General features: G+C 58.2%; 16 protein-coding genes. 10 read left to right on the top strand and 6 right to left on the bottom strand.

From position 1 onward, the window contains the following. The first annotated feature begins 147 nt into the window (after positions 1–147). Positions 148–912, top strand: a complete 765-nt coding sequence (locus DW645_RS06670; RefSeq protein ID WP_233540578.1) for a DeoR/GlpR family DNA-binding transcription regulator — start codon at positions 148–150, stop codon at positions 910–912. 14 nt (positions 913–926) lie between these two features. On the opposite strand, the gene DW645_RS06665 is transcribed toward DW645_RS06670, so the two are convergent. Beyond that, positions 927–1232: a type II toxin-antitoxin system RelE/ParE family toxin gene (locus DW645_RS06665; protein ID WP_117785945.1), complete on the bottom strand. Its 306-nt coding sequence runs from the start codon at positions 1230–1232 to the stop codon at positions 927–929. Then, the gene (locus DW645_RS06660) at positions 1222–1488 is read right to left on the bottom strand and encodes a type II toxin-antitoxin system Phd/YefM family antitoxin (protein WP_117799771.1); all 267 of its coding nucleotides are present in this window, start codon (positions 1486–1488) and stop codon (positions 1222–1224) included. The genes DW645_RS06665 and DW645_RS06660 overlap by 11 nt, the downstream gene beginning before the upstream one ends. A gap of 302 nt (positions 1489–1790) precedes the next feature. Between DW645_RS06660 and DW645_RS06655 the strand changes: the two genes are divergently transcribed. Together DW645_RS06655 and DW645_RS09950 are read left to right on the top strand one after the other, a co-directional pair. Next, positions 1791–3161: an ATP-binding protein gene (locus DW645_RS06655; RefSeq protein WP_117629883.1), complete on the top strand. Its 1371-nt coding sequence runs from the start codon at positions 1791–1793 to the stop codon at positions 3159–3161. 112 nt (positions 3162–3273) lie between these two features. Continuing rightward, a complete protein-coding gene (locus DW645_RS09950; protein ID WP_158551494.1) occupies positions 3274–3414 on the top strand; it encodes a hypothetical protein in 141 nt (46 codons plus the stop codon). Between the two features lie 430 nt (positions 3415–3844). Here DW645_RS09950 and lacG read toward each other — a convergent pair whose 3' ends face one another. Next, positions 3845–5284 (bottom strand): 6-phospho-beta-galactosidase, encoded by a 1440-nt coding sequence (gene lacG, locus DW645_RS06650; protein WP_022094685.1) that lies wholly within the window; start codon positions 5282–5284, stop codon positions 3845–3847. Positions 5285–5350: 66 nt separating this feature from the next. Then, positions 5351–7126: a lactose/cellobiose PTS transporter subunit IIB gene (locus DW645_RS06645; RefSeq protein ID WP_118226963.1), complete on the bottom strand. Its 1776-nt coding sequence runs from the start codon at positions 7124–7126 to the stop codon at positions 5351–5353. A gap of 357 nt (positions 7127–7483) precedes the next feature. Here DW645_RS06645 and DW645_RS06640 point away from each other — a divergent pair, with 357 nt between their 5' ends. The 7 genes from DW645_RS06640 (at position 7484) to DW645_RS06610 (ending at position 14092) form a co-directional block, all read left to right on the top strand. Then, positions 7484–8488: a LacI family DNA-binding transcriptional regulator gene (locus tag DW645_RS06640; protein ID WP_118226961.1), complete on the top strand. Its 1005-nt coding sequence runs from the start codon at positions 7484–7486 to the stop codon at positions 8486–8488. 214 nt (positions 8489–8702) lie between these two features. Next, positions 8703–9041 carry a PTS lactose/cellobiose transporter subunit IIA gene (locus DW645_RS06635; RefSeq protein WP_089572387.1) on the top strand — a complete coding sequence of 113 codons (339 nt, stop codon included), beginning with the start codon at positions 8703–8705 and terminating at the stop codon, positions 9039–9041. Between the two features lie 465 nt (positions 9042–9506). Beyond that, positions 9507–10520: a hypothetical protein gene (locus tag DW645_RS06630; RefSeq protein ID WP_147356636.1), complete on the top strand. Its 1014-nt coding sequence runs from the start codon at positions 9507–9509 to the stop codon at positions 10518–10520. 307 nt (positions 10521–10827) lie between these two features. After that, on the top strand, positions 10828–11256 hold the full coding sequence (gene lacA / locus DW645_RS06625; protein WP_006234830.1) for a galactose-6-phosphate isomerase subunit LacA: 429 nt from the start codon (positions 10828–10830) through the stop codon (positions 11254–11256). 63 nt (positions 11257–11319) lie between these two features. Beyond that, a complete protein-coding gene (gene lacB, locus DW645_RS06620; RefSeq protein ID WP_006234831.1) occupies positions 11320–11844 on the top strand; it encodes a galactose-6-phosphate isomerase subunit LacB in 525 nt (174 codons plus the stop codon). A 377-nt stretch (positions 11845–12221) separates the two neighbouring features. Further along, complete coding sequence (locus DW645_RS06615) at positions 12222–13103, top strand: aldose 1-epimerase family protein (protein ID WP_118226957.1); 882 nt, start codon at positions 12222–12224, stop codon at positions 13101–13103. Positions 13104–13156: 53 nt separating this feature from the next. Then, complete coding sequence (locus DW645_RS06610) at positions 13157–14092, top strand: hexose kinase (protein ID WP_117716334.1); 936 nt, start codon at positions 13157–13159, stop codon at positions 14090–14092. 242 nt (positions 14093–14334) lie between these two features. On the opposite strand, the gene DW645_RS06605 is transcribed toward DW645_RS06610, so the two are convergent. Together DW645_RS06605 and DW645_RS06600 are read right to left on the bottom strand one after the other, a co-directional pair. After that, positions 14335–15963, bottom strand: a complete 1629-nt coding sequence (locus DW645_RS06605) for a UDP-glucose--hexose-1-phosphate uridylyltransferase (RefSeq protein WP_233540729.1) — start codon at positions 15961–15963, stop codon at positions 14335–14337. Continuing rightward, the gene (locus tag DW645_RS06600) at positions 15954–17159 is read right to left on the bottom strand and encodes a galactokinase family protein (RefSeq protein ID WP_118226953.1); all 1206 of its coding nucleotides are present in this window, start codon (positions 17157–17159) and stop codon (positions 15954–15956) included. The genes DW645_RS06605 and DW645_RS06600 overlap by 10 nt, the downstream gene beginning before the upstream one ends. Positions 17160–17437: the final 278 nt, after the last annotated feature.

Here is a 17437-nt window from a genome sequence, read left to right as displayed (position 1 = left end):
CTTGCAGCGACGGACCTCGGGACGCTCTTACACCACGTCTGCGCGCGCCACCCTGTGCGGGCGTTCATTTTTGACGCGTACGAGTCTGATACAATTTGTTCGTTACTGTTTGAATGATATGCGCGCAAAGAACGGCGAGGATTCATCGTGATTAAGGCAGAGCGACAGGATAAGGTTCGTCAGCTGCTCGAGGAGCAGGGCACGGTCTCGGTCAAAGAGATTTCGGATGCGTTGGGCGTTTCGGACATGACGATTCGCCGCGACCTCGAAGAACTTGCGAGCCTAGGCGAGATTGAGCGCGTGCACGGCGGAGCCCGCAGTGCACAGGGCCGTCCGCACGCTATGTTGCGCCATGAGTATTCGCACAGCGAAAAGCGCACTAAGCATGCCGAGGAAAAGCTGCAGATTGCGCGCCGTGCTGTGGAGCTTATCGAGGAGGGCTCGACCATCTTTTTGGGCACGGGCACCACGGTTGAGCAGATGGCCTCGATGCTGCCGACGTTTCGCCTGCGCATTGTGACCAATTCGCTTTCGGTGTTTAACCTGCTCGAGGCGCGCGAAGACTGCGAGCTGTGCCTCGTGGGCGGTATGTACCGTCGCCGCACCGCCGCTTTTGTGGGACCAACGGCCGAGGATACCCTGCGCGCGCTGGGCATCGATGCGGCGTTTATCGGCGCCAACGGCATCTTGGACGGTGACGTGTCTACGTCCAACATGGACGAGGGCCGTATCCAGCAGCTCGCTTTTAGCAAGGCAGACTCGCGCTATCTGATCGCCGACTCCAGCAAGATCGGCAAGCGCGATTTCTATACCTTCTGTCGCCTGGACAATTTAGACGCCGTGGTGTGCGAGCCAGGTATCGCCGCCGAGGACCGCGCCGCCATCGAGGAACACACGCAGGTCATCTGCTAGCTCGTGCTGCCGGGCTAGACCAGGCGGGCGTAGTCCTGTGACTGGTGAAAGACATGGGCGATATAGATCGTATCGCGCTCACACTTGTAAAGACACACGTAGTTGTTGACGGGAAACGATCGATAATTGCGTGCCGCCAGCTCTCGTATATGGGAGAGAGGCCGTAGGAGCGGCTGCTCGCGAAGCAGATCAAGCTGATATTCAAACTCAGCAACAAAATTGCCTGCTGCACGTGGATTCATGAGGATTTGAGCAAGGTATCCGACAATACTCTCGTATTCGTATCGTGCGCTTTTGAGTATTACGACGTTATAGGTCATATTTGTCTCGTATCGAGGTCGCGAAGGAGTCGTAGTCGCTGTAGTCGCCTTGCGATATCTCGTCTTCTGCCAGCATCATGCGAGACAGCAGCTTGGCTTTGGCGATTTCGTCTTGCATGAGGCGATACTGGTCGCTGCTGATGCAGTGCATGGCCTCGTAGCCGTTCTTGGTTACGGTGACGTCGCGCTCGGACTCAACAAGCGCGGTAAATGCAGCGGTGTCCTTCATGTCTCGGACAGGCACACAGGTGGGCATAGGTACCTCCTTTGCGTTGGGACATAATTGTACCACACCGTATCGAATAGTCGGCATCGTTGAATTGTCTTGATCTGTAACAGATAGACGCCCAAAACCGGGTTTAGTGTTACAGATCGAGACGGCTCGGCATAGCATCCGTTATACATGAAGCTCGGTATTATTGTATGTTTAGACCAATGCAATGGTCGGTATTTTTGTAGCTATAAGCTCATTTAAAGCTCGGTATTTTTGTATTATTAGATATATCTGAAGGTCGGTATTTTTGTAAACTAGCACGTAAATTATGCTGAGGTGAGATTATGTTTAAACGGAAGGCATATGATCGTCTGCAGGAGTGGAAAGAACGCTCGCAAGGGCGCACTGCGGTGCTTATTGAGGGTGCAAGACGCGTTGGCAAAACGACGCTCGTCAAGTGCTTCGCGCAAAATGAATACAAGGATTATCTGTACATTGACTTTTCGGCTGCTAGCAAAGCCACGCTCGATATATTTCTGAACCATCGTGAAGATGTCGATCTTTTTTTACGCATGCTTCAGCTGCAGTATGGTAAGGCCCTCGAACCGAGAGAGTCGCTGGTCATTTTTGATGAAGTGCAGCGGTTTCCCATCGCGCGCGAATACATAAAGCATCTTGTAGAAGACGGCAGATTTGATTACATCGAGACAGGCTCTCTTGTCTCCATCAAAAAGAATGTCGATAGCATTGTCATACCGTCAGAGGAAGAAAGGATCCCTCTCGAGCCCCTCGATTTTGAGGAGTATCTTTGGGCGACCGGAAAAGATCTTTATGCAGAAGAGATCCGTAAAGCGCGCGAATCTCGGACCGCGCTTCCGGACGGCGTTCATGCGACGTGCATGAGATTATTTGATGAGTATATGCTTGTCGGTGGTATGCCTCAGTCGGTCGACTCCTTTGTGGCAGAGAATGATTTTAGAGGATGCGACAGGGTTAAACGACAGATTATCGCACTGTACAGGGAGGACATTGCCAAGTTTGGAGGTTCGGACGCTAGACGTGCGCGGGCGGTTTATGATGATATTCCGGGTCAATTATCTGCGGCAAATAAACGGTTCAAATTTGACAGCTTGGAGAAGGGGTCCCGTTTTGAGACATATGAGTCGGCGTTAATCTGGCTTGAGGATGCGCGACTGATTAACCGTTGCTATTTATGCAGTGATCCGAGCGTGGGTTACCGCCTGCACGAGGACGCGTCTTCGCTTAAATGCTATATGGCGGACACGGGATTGCTCGTGAGCTTGGCGTTTGATGATGGTCCGGACCTTATGGATGTTCATAGAGACATTCAATTTGGAAGAATTTCAATTAATAAAGGAATGCTAATCGAGAACATCGTGGCGCAGCAGCTTAAGAGTCTGGGGCATTCGCTTTTTTATTACAGCTGGCAGGAGCCTTCCAAAACGGAGGGGAGTCGGCCCAGAACGCGTGAAATTGATTTTCTTGTTTCGCGCGGCTTTGAAGACGCGGCTGGAAAACCGCGGGTCACTCCTGTTGAAGTTAAATCTTCCAAATCGTATTCAACAATCTCGCTTGACGATTTCGGCAGACGATTCGAACGACGAGTCGGAGAAGAGATAGTTCTTCACCCAAAACAGCTCAGGGCTGAAGGGCATAGGATATATCTACCTCTGTATATGACGATCTTTATCTGATCGGTGGAATGCGGTCCTGTGGCTCATTGAACCGCAGGACCGTGTATCGTTGGGGCTTTATTGTGATAATGCGCGCAAGCTAAGCCGGGGATCGAGTTTTCGGGATATGTCGGTGAAGTTCCGTCACCGCGGGCTGGGTGTCCGTGCGCCCGACGAGGTCGTTGCGTGCCTAGAAGCCCCGAGCTCCAGAAGCCGTACGCTTGTTTCGGGCGTGCTGGTCGAATGCTCCAGCGTGAAAGACCTACGGGTGTAGCTTGCTCGGCCTGTTTGTCTCGATCTGTAACAGTTTGGACTGAAAAACTCGGCTACGTGTTACAGGTTGAGATTTTTAGGCTAGGTCTAATCTATTCATCTCGATCCGTAACAGGTAGGGGAGAAATAACCGGCTAACTGTTATAGATTGAGATTGAGAGGATTGGCCGGTACGTTTGTCTCAATCTGTAACAGGTAGACGCCCAAAACCGGGTTTAGTGTTACAGATCGAGACAATTCGGCCCGGCCCACCCCGTTCATCTCGATCTGTAACAGTTGGGGCCGAAACCGCGGGTCAGATGTTACAGATCGAGACAAACGGCTCCCGACCAGCCCAAAAACAAAAAGACCGGGGGCGGCGCGCCGTGTGACGTGCCGCCCCCGGCTGAGAAATGGGGACAGGTTGTGTGAGCGGGCAACCCCGCCAGCCACTAGTCCAGACGACGGGTCTGCGCCACGTGCTTGTACCAGTAGGCGCTTGCCTTGGGCGTGCGCTTCTGGGTTTCAAAGTCAACGTAAAAGAAGCCGTAACGCTTGTTGTAGCCATTGGTCCAGGAGAACTGATCCTGCAGGCTCCACAGGAAGTAGCCGCCCACGTTGACGCCCACCTCCATGGCCTTGAGCAGCCAACGCAGGTGCTGCTCGATGTAGTCGATGCGCGGCTGGTCGTCCACAAAACCGTCCTTGTAGGGGTCCTTGTAGCCCATGCCGTTCTCGGTGATGAAAATCTGCTTGTAGTTGGGGTAGCGCTGCTTAATGTAGACGAGCAGATCGAACAGGCCCTCGGGATAGATGATCCAGTCCCAGTCGGTGGTGGGGATGCCAGGCTTGTTCACATGCTCGCCAATACCCTTAACGCGCCAGCGGCCAGTGCCCTTCTCGCCCGTACCGTTGTGGTGCAGGTCGTTCTCGCCGTCGTAAGCCTTCAAGAAGCGGCACTGGTAGTTGTTAACGCCCAGGTAGTCGTTGTAGAGCGCGGCCTCGCGCATGATTTCCAGATCCTCGTCTAGGATCTCGATGGTGCCGCCCGAGACGGCAGCCAGGCGGTTGGCGCACTCGAGGGTGTCGGGCGCATAGTCGCCGCGGAAGGTGGCGTCGAGCAAGAACTGGTTTTGCAGCACGTGCTCGTTGTTGGCGGCTTTGATGTCGGCGGGGTCGTTCTCGTTGAGCGGGTACTTAAACTCCAGCGACTGGATGACGCCGATTTTGCCCTTAAAGCCGCCGTTGTGGAAGGCCAGCACGGCCTTGGCGTGGGCGAGCATCATGTTGTGCTCGCACTGGAAGGCCTCGGCCAGATGCGCCTTGACGCCACCGGGGAAGGTGCCCTCGATGTAGGTGTTGGAGGCGTCGGCCCAGATCTCGTTAAAGGTGAACCAGTAGGTCACCTGGTCGGCGTACTCCTTAAAGCAGAAGGTGGCAAAGTCCACAAAGGCGTCGATGGTCTCGCGGTTGAGGAAGTCGCCCTTCTCAAAGAGGGGAAGCGGCGTGTCAAAGTGATGCAGCGTGACGAACGGCTCAACGTGGTGCTTGTGGCACTCGGCGAAGAGATCGTGGTAGAACTGGACGCCCTCGGGGTTGATTTCGCCGGTGCCGTTGGGGAAGATGCGGCTCCAGGCGATGGAGAGGCGAATGCCGTTGATGCCGAACTCCTCGCACAGCTCCAGGTCGACGGGGTACTGGTTGTAGAAGTCCGAAGCGGGATCGGGGGAGAAGCGCCCCTGGGCCTCCAGAAAGTCGTCCCAGGCAACCTTGCCCTTACCGTGAGTGCGGGTCTCGCCCTCTACCTGGTAGGCAGCGGTGGCGCCGCCAAAGACAAAGTCCTCGGGAAACTGCGCGGGCGGGTTGGTGACGCTAGCAGGATTAACGGACATGATGATCCAATCGTCTAAATCGAAGGGCCAGCCGGTCTTGGATGGTCGGCTGGCCCTGGGCGTTACTTACTTCGAAAGTTGCTCACTCACGAAGGCGAGAGACTTGTCGCCGTTCTGGGAGAGCTCAATGTACTGCTTACCGCGGCAGGCGACGCACTTGTTGCCCACGCGCTCGCAGTCTTTCTGAAGGTCGGCCAGGTAGCTTGCGGCCTGCGGAGCCAGGACGACCAGGTCAAAGTCGGGGAGCATGTCCACGTGGTTGCCATATGCCTCGGCAGCGGTCTCAAGATTGATGCCGCGCTCCTTGGCAGCCTTGGCCAGCGCGTTGGCGAGCAGACCCGAGGTTCCGCCGCCCTGGCAGAGCACGAGCACGCGCTTGCCGTTGAGGTCGCTGGCGGTCGTTGCCTCGGCAGCGGGTGCTGCAGAAGCGGCAGGGGCGTCGACCTTCACGGCCTCGGCAGCAGCGCCGGCGGCAACGCTCTTGGCGTCAGCCTTGCCCTGGAAGGCATCGTTGAGCTTGGCGGCCTTCTCGGCGTTCTTGGCGGCGAGCTCCTCCTGGGAGATCTCGGCCTCCTCGGCGCACTTCTGGGCGTCATAGGCACGGAAGAACGGGTAGTACAGGGCAAAGTCGACGACTAGGATGATGGCGAGCATCACAAAGGCGAGCGGCTGGAAGCCCAGGCCCATGATGGTGCCGATGGGGCCGGGGACGGTCCAGGGCAGGGTGTACATAAAGCCGTTCATGCCCAAGAAGTCGATAAAGACCTTGAGGATCCAGATGTTGGCGATCGGGGCAAAAACAAACGGGACAAAGAAGACGGGGTTGAGCACGATAGGCGCGGCGAACAGCAGCGGCTCGTTGACGGCAAAGCACACGGGGACGATGGCTGCCTTACCGACGGCGCGCATCTCCTGAGACTTGGCCAGGAAGCAGAACATAAAGACCAGGACGAGCGTGGCGCCGGTGCCGCCCATGCAGACGACGAAGTACTGGGCACCCTGGGTCAGGACAGCGGAAGCGTGCTGGCCAGCTTGGAACGCAGCCAGGTTGTCGGTCATGTTGGCAACGAGAGCGGCGGCGATGGCGGGCTCGACGATCGAGGGGCCGTGGACGCCGACGAACCAGAACAGGCTCATGGCACCGTAGATCACAGCGAGGCCGATGTAGCCGTCGGCGGCGGTGAACAGGGGCTGGAACACCTGGATGACGCCCTGGGCAAAGCAGAAGCCAAAGGCAGCGCGGAAGACGATGTCAAAGACCCAAAAGACGGTGATGCAGACGGAGAAGGGGATGATGTCCTTAAAGGTCTGCGAAATGTTGGGCGGAACCTGCTCGGGCATCTTGACGGTGATGTTGCGCTTAATAAAGAACTTGTAGATGATGCCGGTCACAAATGCAGCGATGAAGGCAGTCAGCAGGCCTTTGGAACCAAGATAGGTGGTGTTGAAGCCGCTGGCGGCGTCCGTGGCGATCGTGTCGCTCGAAAGGAGCAAGAAGCCGATGATGGCCGCGCACATGCACGAGATGAAGTTGATCTGGTTGTTCTTGGGCAGGTCGCGGTTCTGAGCGTCGGCGAAGTGCTTGGCCGTGGTGGCGGCGCAGGCGATGGCCAGGATGCCCATGGAGTAATTGTAGCACTTCCACAGGGCGTTGTTGATGTCATCGGGCCAGTAGAAACCCCAGATGTTGGGGACCGAGGCTACCAGGCAGAAGATGGACGAGAAGATGATGATGGGGATGACGGAGATAAAGCCGTCGCGGATCGCCTTGAGGTACTTGTTGCGGGCGATCGCGTTGAAAAAGGGTTGGCCCTTTTCGATGATGGCGATGAGTTGCTCCATGCAATGCTCCTAAGAGTCGGTGGGTTAGCAACGATGGTAACTTTTGGCGTTCGGTTGCCAAAATGTTGACGTTGCCATTTTGCGACACAAAAAAAGACGCGAACTGATGGTTCCTGTGCCTGCGAACCGTCGATTCCTTATGCGTAAACGTTTGAGCCGCCCGGTGGCTCTGTGTTTGCACAGTGGCAACGTTAACATTTGGACTACAAAAGCCGTTCGGGGAAGCAAAAATGTCGGTGAACGGTAGGTTTTGGGTGGTGAGCGTATGGCGGAGGAGGCGTTAGATATACTTAAAGACGTTTCATTTGACTGCGTAGGGTGCCACCAATGGCATCGTTGACATAGAAAGATCGACCTATGGCCGCTGTTAAAAAATCGGTATCCGTCAAAGACGTGGCACGTCTCGCGGGCGTCTCGGAGCAGACGGTCTCGCGCACCGTGCATGATTCGCCCAGCGTGCGCCCCGAGACCAAGGAGCGCGTGCGCGCCGCCATGCGCGAGCTTGGCTATCGTCCAAACTTTGCCGGCCGGTCGCTGCGTCGCGGCAAGTTCAAGACGGTCGGCGTCGCCATGTTCAACATTACCGGTACCGGCAACCTCGACCGTATGGAGGGCTTTGCCGCCGCAGCCGACAAACACGGCTATGCCATCACCCTTACTAAAGTAGATGGACACCCCTATACCCTCGAGAGCGCATCAACGCGCATGAGTGCGCTTCCGGTGGACGGCATGGTTGTGATCATGAACCGCATGCCGGCGGATTTTGGCACCTTTGAGCCGCTGCCCGGTATGCAGACGGTGCTCGTTACCATGCTGGAGCACCCGCTGTGCTCGACGGTCGATAACGACCAGTTCGATTGCTCGCGCCAGGTGGTCGAGTACTTGCTGGGGCAGGGGCACAGGACCGTGCACTTTATCTCGTGCCCCGAGCGCTCGCTTTCGGGCATGCAACGCGAGGAGGGCTGGCGTGAGACATTGCGCGCGCATGGTATTGAGCCGCCGCGACTCGTCCGTGGCGATTGGACGGCACGGAGCGGGTATGCTGCCGGTCAGGCTCTGGCGGACGATCCGACCTGTACGGCCATTTATGCTTCCAACGATGCCATGGCCTACGGCTGCATTCGCGGGCTCGAGTCGTGCGGAAGGCGCGTGCCCGAGGACGTAAGCGTGGTGGGTGTTGACGATAGTTTGGGCGATATCGTGCCCGATCGTCGCCTGACTACGGTGCGCTTTGACAACAAGCGCGTCGGCATGTGGGCGGTCGACAAGATTGCCGGCGCCGAGGGCGCTGCACCCGGTGTGGAGCACATGCTGTTTCCGGGTGTGCTCGTCGAGGGCGATACGGTGCGCTATGTACGCTAGGGTGCGGACCTGTTTGGGTTGCCGCTAATTGTGTTCGAGAATGTTCAGATTGGTTTAAAAACCGTTCACGGGCGAAAAGCAACCGTTCATAGCTCGAAATTACGTTTTGCGCTGTTCTTTTTTGTTTGAATGTTAATGTTCCTGCCATACACAGCGCAGCGCGTATGCCCGGACGCGATGCTCTCCGTTGGTTCATATGTGAAAGGAACGCAATATGGCAACCAAAGAAGAAATCTCGATGGTTGGATTCGAGATTGTCGCATACGCGGGCGACGCCCAGACCGATCTGCTTGCAGCGCTCGATGCTGCTCGCGAGGGTGATTTTGAGAAGGCCGAGCAGCTGCACAAGGATGCCAGCGATGCACTTATCGGCGCCCACGACACGCAGACCAAGCTGCTTTCGCAGGAGGCCGGCGGCGGCGAGATGGAGATGACCTTCATCATGGCTCACGCTCAGGATACTCTCATGACCACCATGATCCTGGAGAAGCAGACCCGCTTTACCATCGATGCCTATAAGCGCATCGCCGCACTCGAGGCTAAGCTCGCCTAACGAGCTCTCACAACCAAGTCCCCTTCCAAAAGCTCTGCCGCTACCCGCGGCAGGGCTTTTTCTGTTTACCCGGCACTTGGGGACGTTCCTTATCTGCCGGCAGTTTGGGACACTCCTGCCATGCATTCGATCCTTTGAGGATGGAAGAAACCGGGTCATTAGGTTTGCTGCGGTGCCGACTCGGTCTGTCGGTTACAAAACTATGCCGGTTTACTACGATGAATCGCATTCTTTCAACTATGGAAAGAACAGCGTTATCAAAGCCGCAGGTAGAAAGCTTGTCATTTTCTGCTAATAGCAAATGTGGTCGGTCCTATCGGTTTTATCGTAGTAAACCGGCATAGTTTTGAAATGGCACTATTCGACTAGCAGCGTTATGGAGCTTCTGCACGCCCTCCCGTTCGGTTTTTTGCTGGGTGGGTATACTTCCATCCGCAATACAGACCGGACTGAGGAGGTATCCAAATGCCGGATAACGGGTCAATACAAAAAAGAGATGCGCGCGAGATGGCTCATGGGCGTCCTGTCCAGATAACCGAGCACACGACAGTAACCGAGCTGCAGCCCAGCCTGTCCGATGTCGTGTGCGCAAACAAAAAACTGCAGATTGGCATCATCGTCGCCCTTGTGGTTATGGCGCTCCTGTCGGGCTTTGTCGCGCGCCCGCATTTTGCCGATACCAAGACTTGGGACTCCACCATCGAGGTTATCGACCAAAAGAAAGGTAACGTACTGGCGCTCACGACCTCGTGCGTGGCGCTGTCTGCGGGCATTACCGCGCTGCCGGGTGATACGGGAACGCCGGTTGCCGAGCAGCTTGCGCAGCTTTCAGGCAACCTTGGTATCGTGCTTGCCGTGCTATACCTAGAGAAATACTTGCTCACGATTTTGTGGTCGGTTGGCTTGGGCATCTTAATCCCGTTTGCGTTGGTGCTCTTTGCGGTGTCGCTTGGCATTCACGGGCGCTGGAGCACGAGCGCCGTCCTGCGCCGCGTGGCGACGCGCGTGTTGGTGGTTGCCGTGATCAGCATGGCGCTTGTGCCCGCAAGCGTATGGGTGTCGCAGAAGGTCGATGAAACGTATCGCGTTAGCATCGAGGTGGCCGAGCAAAAGTCGGCCGGCGCTGCGAGTGCGGCAGATAGCGATAACTCCAAGGCAAGCAAGAAAAAGGCCGAGGTCACGGAGTCCAAAAACGTACTCGAGCAGTTGACTGACGGGGCCTCGAGCCTGGTCACGTCGGTAACCAGTGGTGCCAAGCAGATGACCGACGAGATCGTGCGGCAGGTGACCGATCTGATCGAAGGCGTCATCGTGATGATCGTGACCTCGTGCGTTATCCCGCTGCTGGTGCTCGCGGCGTTTCTGTGGCTGGGACACACGCTACTGGGGATCGATATCTCTGGCCCGGCGAACTATTTGACGGGCCGTTTTCTGAGCGCTCCGTCCAAACATGCCAAGAAGAGCGGGCAGTCTGAGTAAGCGGCAAAGCGATCTTTGGAAGATCAACCGTAAGAAGGGCGGCCGAGACACGTTCTCGGCCGCCCTTTTGTTTGCTGAACACATGGTCGCTACGTCTGCGCCGGGCTCAAACGGTCGCCAATCATCCGTGAACGGTATTTGTTCAAAAAAGAACAAAGATAAACAAATAATGGTTGCAGTCGCTGTTCGAATGTGTTCAAATAAACATGAACAGTGAAGAACCGCACATTCAGATGCCCGGACCTGAACGCGATTCAACACTTCCAAACAGAAACTACGCACCTGCGTATCTCTCAAGGAGGATGTCATGAGGGTTGTAATCGCTTCCGATGCCGACGGTATGTCGATGAAGGAGTCCATCAAGGAGATGCTCATCGCCGACGGTCACGAGGTCGTCGACTATTCCGAGACCCCTGCCGCGGACTTTGTCGATTCCGCGACCGCCGTTGCCAAGGACCTGCTGGAGCACAAGGATTCCCAGGGCTTCGCATTCGATAAGTACGGCGTCGGCTCCTATATGGCCGCCGTCAAGATCAAGGGCATGGTCGTCGCCAACATTTCCGACGAGCGTTCCGCTTACATGACCCGCGAGCACAACGGTTCGCGCATGGTCACCATGGGCCCGGGCGTTGTGGGTACCGAGGTCGCCAAGAAGATCGCCCGCGAGTTCCTGCGCGCCCAGTACGCTGGCGGCCGTCACCAGATCCGTGTCGACATGCTCAACAAGATGGCCTAACGAGAGCCACCGAGAACTCGAACTTCTACCTCAACTTGTGAATTCAGACGAAAGGACGTTCTGATGAAGAAGACCATCGCAATCGGTTGCGACCATATCGTTACGGACGAGAAGATCTATCTGGCTGACCGCCTGGAGCAGGCTGGCTACAAGGTGCTCGACTGTGGCACCTACAGCCACACCCGTACGCACTATCCCATCTACGGTAAGGCCGTGGGCGAGGCTGTTGCCAGCGGTAAGGCCGACTTTGGCGTGGCCCTGTGCGGCACCGGCATCGGCATCACCAACGCCGTCAACAAGGTTCCCGGCGCCCGCTGCGCCCTGGTCCGCGACATGACCTCTGCCCTGTATGCCCGTCGCGAGCTCAACGCCAACATCGTGGGCTTTGGCGGCAAGATTACCGGCGAGTTCCTGATGGCCGACATTATGCTTGCCTTCCTGGAGGAGCCCTACGAGAAGACCCCCGAGCACGATGCCCTGATCGCCAAGATCGACGCCTGCAATAAGGCCGACGCCGAGGCTCAGGCTGACCCGCACTTCTTTGACGAGTTCCTCGAGAAGTGGGACCGCGGCGAATACCACGACTAGTGGGGTTACGCGGTTTTGCCAAACCGCGTAACGGGTCGACGCTGCGCGGCGCTCAGGCACCCCATCTCGCCGCTCAAACCGTCGCTCGCGTACATGAAGTACGCGTCGCTCCTCTTTCGCGGCGACCTGGGGCACCTGAGCGCCGCTCGCTGACGTAGGGGGTACCAGCAGGGTTGCCGCTGTTGTTGGGAAGCGTTCTGGTTCGGCTAGCTGCTCCGATAACACGTTTGCTTGCTTGGCTTGAGTGCTTCGTTTTGGCGGTACCCGGCATTCTGTAGCTTTTCAATTGACGGCTCGCGTTTCTGTGAGGGGGCGCGGGCCGGTTTTCTATCAGCCCTATTGACTTGGCGGGCTGGCGTACGAAAGGGAAGGCTCCTATGGAGTTTGTTCTTGATAACGGTTCTATTCGTGTGGCACTGAGCACGGCTGGCGGATCGTTCACTTCGATTAAAGCCAACGGTCGCGAGTACCTGTGGCAGGGCGATCCTTCGGTCTGGTCGGGCCAGACACCCATTTGCTTTCCGATTTGCGGCGGCCTTCGTGACGGTCACGCAATGACCATGGGTGGCCGCGAGGTCAAGCTTGCCCGCCACGGCTTTGCCCGCAAGCAGGAGTGGAAGCTCGAGGAGCAGAGCGACAACATGGCTGCGTTGAGCCTAAGCTCTGCCGACCATGCCGAGTTGCTCGAGCAGTACCCGTATCCGTTTAAGATCGTTGCTCGCTACAAGGTCGATTCGGAAAAGGTGGCCGTGTCGTACGAGGTGACCAATGAGGGCACCGAGGACATGCCGTTTTTTGTGGGTGGCCACCCCGGCTTTAAGTGCCCGCTCGACGAGGGCGAGTCCTATGACGACTATGAGCTTCGTTTTGATCAGCGTGAGGCCGCCGAGCTCTGTACTGCCGTTCCCTCGACGGGCCTGATTGATGTTGAGCATCGCAGTAAGAACCCCATGATCGACCAGAACCTGCCGCTTACCCACGAACTCTTCGACTTCGCGGAGACCATCTTTGATGTGCTCGAGAGCCGCGTGGTTACGCTGACCAAGAAAACCGAGGACAAGGGCGTGCGCCTGACGTTCCAGGATATGCCGTACCTGATTGTGTGGAGCAAGCCCGAGGGCGACTTTGTGGCCGTGGAACCGTGGGGCGGCCTGTCTACCTGCTCCGATGAGGACGATATTCTGGAGCACAAGCGTGGCTGCCTGGTTGCCAAGCCGGGGGAGACCGTCACCCGCGGCTTTGAGATCGAGATCCTTTAACGAGCTATCGTATGTTTGGGGTGGGTCATGCCGCCCCGGAACAGGAGTTCAATATGATTCTGACCGTTACCATGAACCCGTCGATTGATACGCGCTATCAGCTCGACAAGCTGGTCATTGACGACGTTAACCGCGTCACGCCCGAAAAGACCGCTGGCGGCAAGGGCCTCAACGTGAGCCGCGTGCTGCTGCAACTGGGAGACGACGTGCTCGCGACTGGTCTGCTTGGCGGCCACATGGGTGCCTATATGGCCGAGCTTATGGATGCCGACGGCGTCAAGAACGACTTTGTGCCCATCGCCGGTGAGACGCGCATTTGCCTGAATATTCTGCACGAGGGTAATCAGACCGAGCTGCTGGAGAGCGGCCCGCAAATCGCCCCGGCCGAGCTCGAGGCCTTTACGGCCAAGTTCGCCGAGCTCGCGGCGAAGGCGGACGTTGTGACGCTTTCGGGCTCGCTGCCGCGTGGCGTCGATGCCGGCTACTATGCCGAGCTCGTCAAGATCGCCGAGGAGGCGGGCGCCAAGGTGCTGCTCGACACCTCGGGTGCATCGCTGGAGGCAGCGCTGGAGTCCGACGCTAAGCCCGAGCTCGTAAAGCCCAACCTGACCGAGATTAACGGCCTACTGGGTACGTCCTTTACGACCGATGATGTCGATGCCCTGCGCGAGGCGCTTGCCGCCGATGGCCGCTTTGCCGGTATTCCCTGGGTTGTCGTTTCGATGGGCGCTGCCGGTTCGGTGGGCTTCCATGAGGGTCGCGCGTTCCGCGCCAAGACGCCCGCGATTGCGGCTGTGAACGCAACGGGTTCCGGCGACTCGACCATCGCCGGTTTTGCGCATGCCATTGCTGCTGGTGCCGACGACGTCACGGTGCTCAAGACCGCCAATACCTGCGGTAAGCTCAACGCCATGGATCCCAAGACCGGCCATCTGGTCATGGACCGCTGGGACGAGATCTACAGCAACGTTGAGGTCGTAGAGTTGTAGCGGTTGCGACTCCTAATAGAATGAGCGTGGATAATCTCCCGCTTTTGGTGCCCATACGAGTTCAAAGTGGGGGATTTTCCACGCTCGAGTCATTAGTCGTTGGGGACGTTCTTGTTTGACTAGTCGTTTAAGAACGTCCCCAATGGCTACACTCAAAAACGGCGCCCGTCGGCGATGTTGCCGGCGGGCGCCGTTGTCGTGTGGGCGGAAATGATCCGTTTTCCTCCGTCCCTAAGGGATCATTACAGTGAGTCGATAAAGCGCTGCTGGGCGGCGCGGCCGGCCTCGTCCCATTTAAAGACGCCGGCGTTGTCGAGCACGTGGCCAAACACCACGCCGACCTCCTCGTGCAGGATGCCGATGGCGCTATCCGCCGTAAGCTCGTCGGCGCGGCGGGCATAGACGTCCTCGGCCCACGCGGCATGGCTGCGGCAAAGGTCGTCGCCCTCGAGCGCACTGGCAAGGTCGTAGCTGGTATCGGCTTTGGCTGCCAGCAGGTGCTCGCGGACAGCGCCGAGCTCGGGAACCAGGCGCGGCGGAAGAATAGCCAGGCCCATAACCTCGATCAGGCCGATGTTCTCCTTCTTAATGTGATGGTACTCGGCATGCGGGTGGAAAACGCCCAGCGGATGCTCGTCGGTCGTGATGTTGCAGCGAAGCGCCAGGTAGGCCTCGTAAATCTCGCCGCCGGCGTTGCCGCGGGAGTCGACGCGGCGGATGACGGGCGTCACGGTGTTGTGCGCTACGCCGTCGGCCGTGTGCGCGATAACGCCCACAGACTCGTCGGTCCACTCGCGCCAGGCGAGGATAATCTTCTCGGCAGCGTCGAGCAGCTGAGCGCGGTCATGCGAGCGCAGGCGCAGCACCGAGAGCGGCCACTGCAGCACAGTGCCGGTGACCTGGTCAAAACCGGGCACGCTAAACTGCGAGACCTCGGCGGCATGCATCATGGGGAACTCGTGCGCGCCGCCCTGGAAGTGGTCGTGCGACAGAATCGAGCCGCCCACGATAGGCAGGTCGGCGTTGGAGCCGATGAAGTAATGCGGGAACAGGTCCACAAAGTCGAGCAGGCAGGTCAAGCCCTTGCGGTCGACGTGCATCGGACTATGCTCGGAGCTCATGGCAATGCAGTGCTCGTTAAAGTAGGCGTACGGGCTGTACTGGAAGCCCCAGCGCTCGCCGTTGAGCTGGATGGGGATAATGCGCAGGTTTTGGCGAGCGGGGTGAGCGCCGCCGTCGGCTGCGGCGGAGCGTCCGGGATAGCCCTCGTTTTCGATGCAGAGCTGGCAGGCGGGATACTTCTCGCCCGTGTTCTTGGCGGCACCTGCCGCGGCGATATCGCGCGGGTCCTTCTCGGGCTTGGACAGGTTGATGGTGATCTCAAGATCGCCCCAGTTGGTGGGGGTGCTCCATTTGATGTTGCGCGCGATGGCGGCGCGGCGCACGTAGCCGGCGTCGCAGCACAGGCCGTAGAACCAGTCGGTCGCGGCACGGGGCTCGTTGACGCCCATACGTCCGTTGAACTCTTCGTTTACAACCGAAGGCCTCGGCATGAGCGCGCCCATGATGCGCATGGCGATGCGGTCGCGGCCCGACGCCGTATCCTCGACAGCACCATTGGCAACGGCGGCCTCGGAAAGCGCGGCAAGCGTGCCTTCAAGATCAAAGTCGGGCAGGGTATTGGGGTGCAAGAGCGAGAGTTTCTCAACCTGGAGCGCCCAGGCCATATCGAGCGCGGGGCCCGTAGCGCCGATGCACTCCAGAATGGTGTTGTATGCCCAGATGCGATCGTCCTGGCCGATCATCGATCGATGAATGGCGTACTCGATCAGGTTCTGCGCCGCTTCGCGCACGTCAGTCATTACAGCCATGCCGCGTAAGCCCCCTTGTCAGAGATGGCGTAGTGACGGGCAGAGCCCTCGCCCAGCCAGCCGTTCATCTTGGCAATGAAGGTGTCGACCAGATCGAGCGGCACGAAGGCCTGGATGGTGCCACCAAAGCCGCCACCGTGAATGCGAACGGCGCCGCGGCCGTCGAGCACGTGCTCGGCCAGCGCCAGGGCATACATGGAAGGCTGCTCGGAACCCAGCTTGGCAACAACATTCTGCAGGTACATGGCAGAGCTGGCGCCGGACTCGCGCGTCAGGACCAGGAACTGGTCAATGTCGCCAGCGTTCAGGGCTGCCCAGCGCTTGTCGACCAGGCCGTTCTCGTACCAGTAGTGAACGGCGCGCAGGCAAGCGCGGTCGCCCAGCTTGGCGCGCAGCTCGGGGAGCTTGGCGTCAAAGTCGGCAACGTTGACCTCGCACAGGCGTGCCTTGCCAAACTCGGCGGAGACGTCCTGCATCTCGCGCGGAACGGCGGCGTAGTCGTCGGTAGCTGCCACGTGGTCGGCGCCGACCTTAACGAGCACGAGCGCATAGCCGTGATCCTCAAAGTTGAGCTCGAGCTTTTGGGTCTTAGGCTGGGCCTGGTCCTCAAAGTCCATGTAGGCAAGGCCGCCCAGGCACACAGCGGCCTGGTCCATCAGACCGCAGGGCTTGCCGTAGTAGTTGTTCTCGGTGCGCTGACTCATCTGGGCGAGCGCGACGGGATCAATGGCGGGCGCGCCCCAGAGCGTCTCCATGGCACGACCGTACGCGGCCTCGACGGCAGCCGAGCTAGAAAGGCCGCCGCCCGAGGGGACGGAGCAGGTAAAGGTAAAGTCGAAACCCTGGGGCTCAACACCAAGTGCCGCGATCTCGTGGGCCATGCCGCGTACGAGGCTTGCGGACGTGCCCTTTTCGGACTCCTGAACATCCAGCGTGTCGAGCGTAATCTCAAACGTGGGGTAGCCCTCGTCGGCGACGCGGACCTTGTTGGAGTCGGTTGCCACGGCGATACCGTCAACGGCGACATCGAGCGAGCCGGCGATAACGTGGCCGCCCTCGTGATCGGTGTGGTTGCCGCTGATCTCGGAGCGCCCGGGCGCGTGCACGTAGAGCACCTGGCGGTCGCCGATGGGGCCAAACTCCTCCTCAAACAGCTTGGTGAGGGTAGCGAGTGTCTTTTCGTCGGGGGCGGTCATGGGGGTCCTTTCCTTGGCACCGAACAGATGGGTCCGTGTTGTTGTGAGTACGTTAACAATTTTGAGCACCACAAACGAGGCGTTCGCGGCGTTGCACGTTAAAAGCTATGTTAACGTACTCATAACACAGCGTGTATCTATTTTTGAGAATCTGGTAATCGGTAGCTTTTCAGCCGCGAACGGTGCGGCTGTATGGACTTATAGAGCAGAAGAACCGCTGATAGAAAAAGTAGAGTACGTTAACATGCGTCCGACGATAGCGGGTCTCGGCGCGGGGT

It is taken from the genome of Collinsella sp. AM23-17, from assembly GCF_003470945.1.
Classification (GTDB): domain Bacteria; phylum Actinomycetota; class Coriobacteriia; order Coriobacteriales; family Coriobacteriaceae; genus Collinsella; species Collinsella aerofaciens_O.
This window is presented reverse-complemented; position numbering and strand designations above follow the sequence as displayed.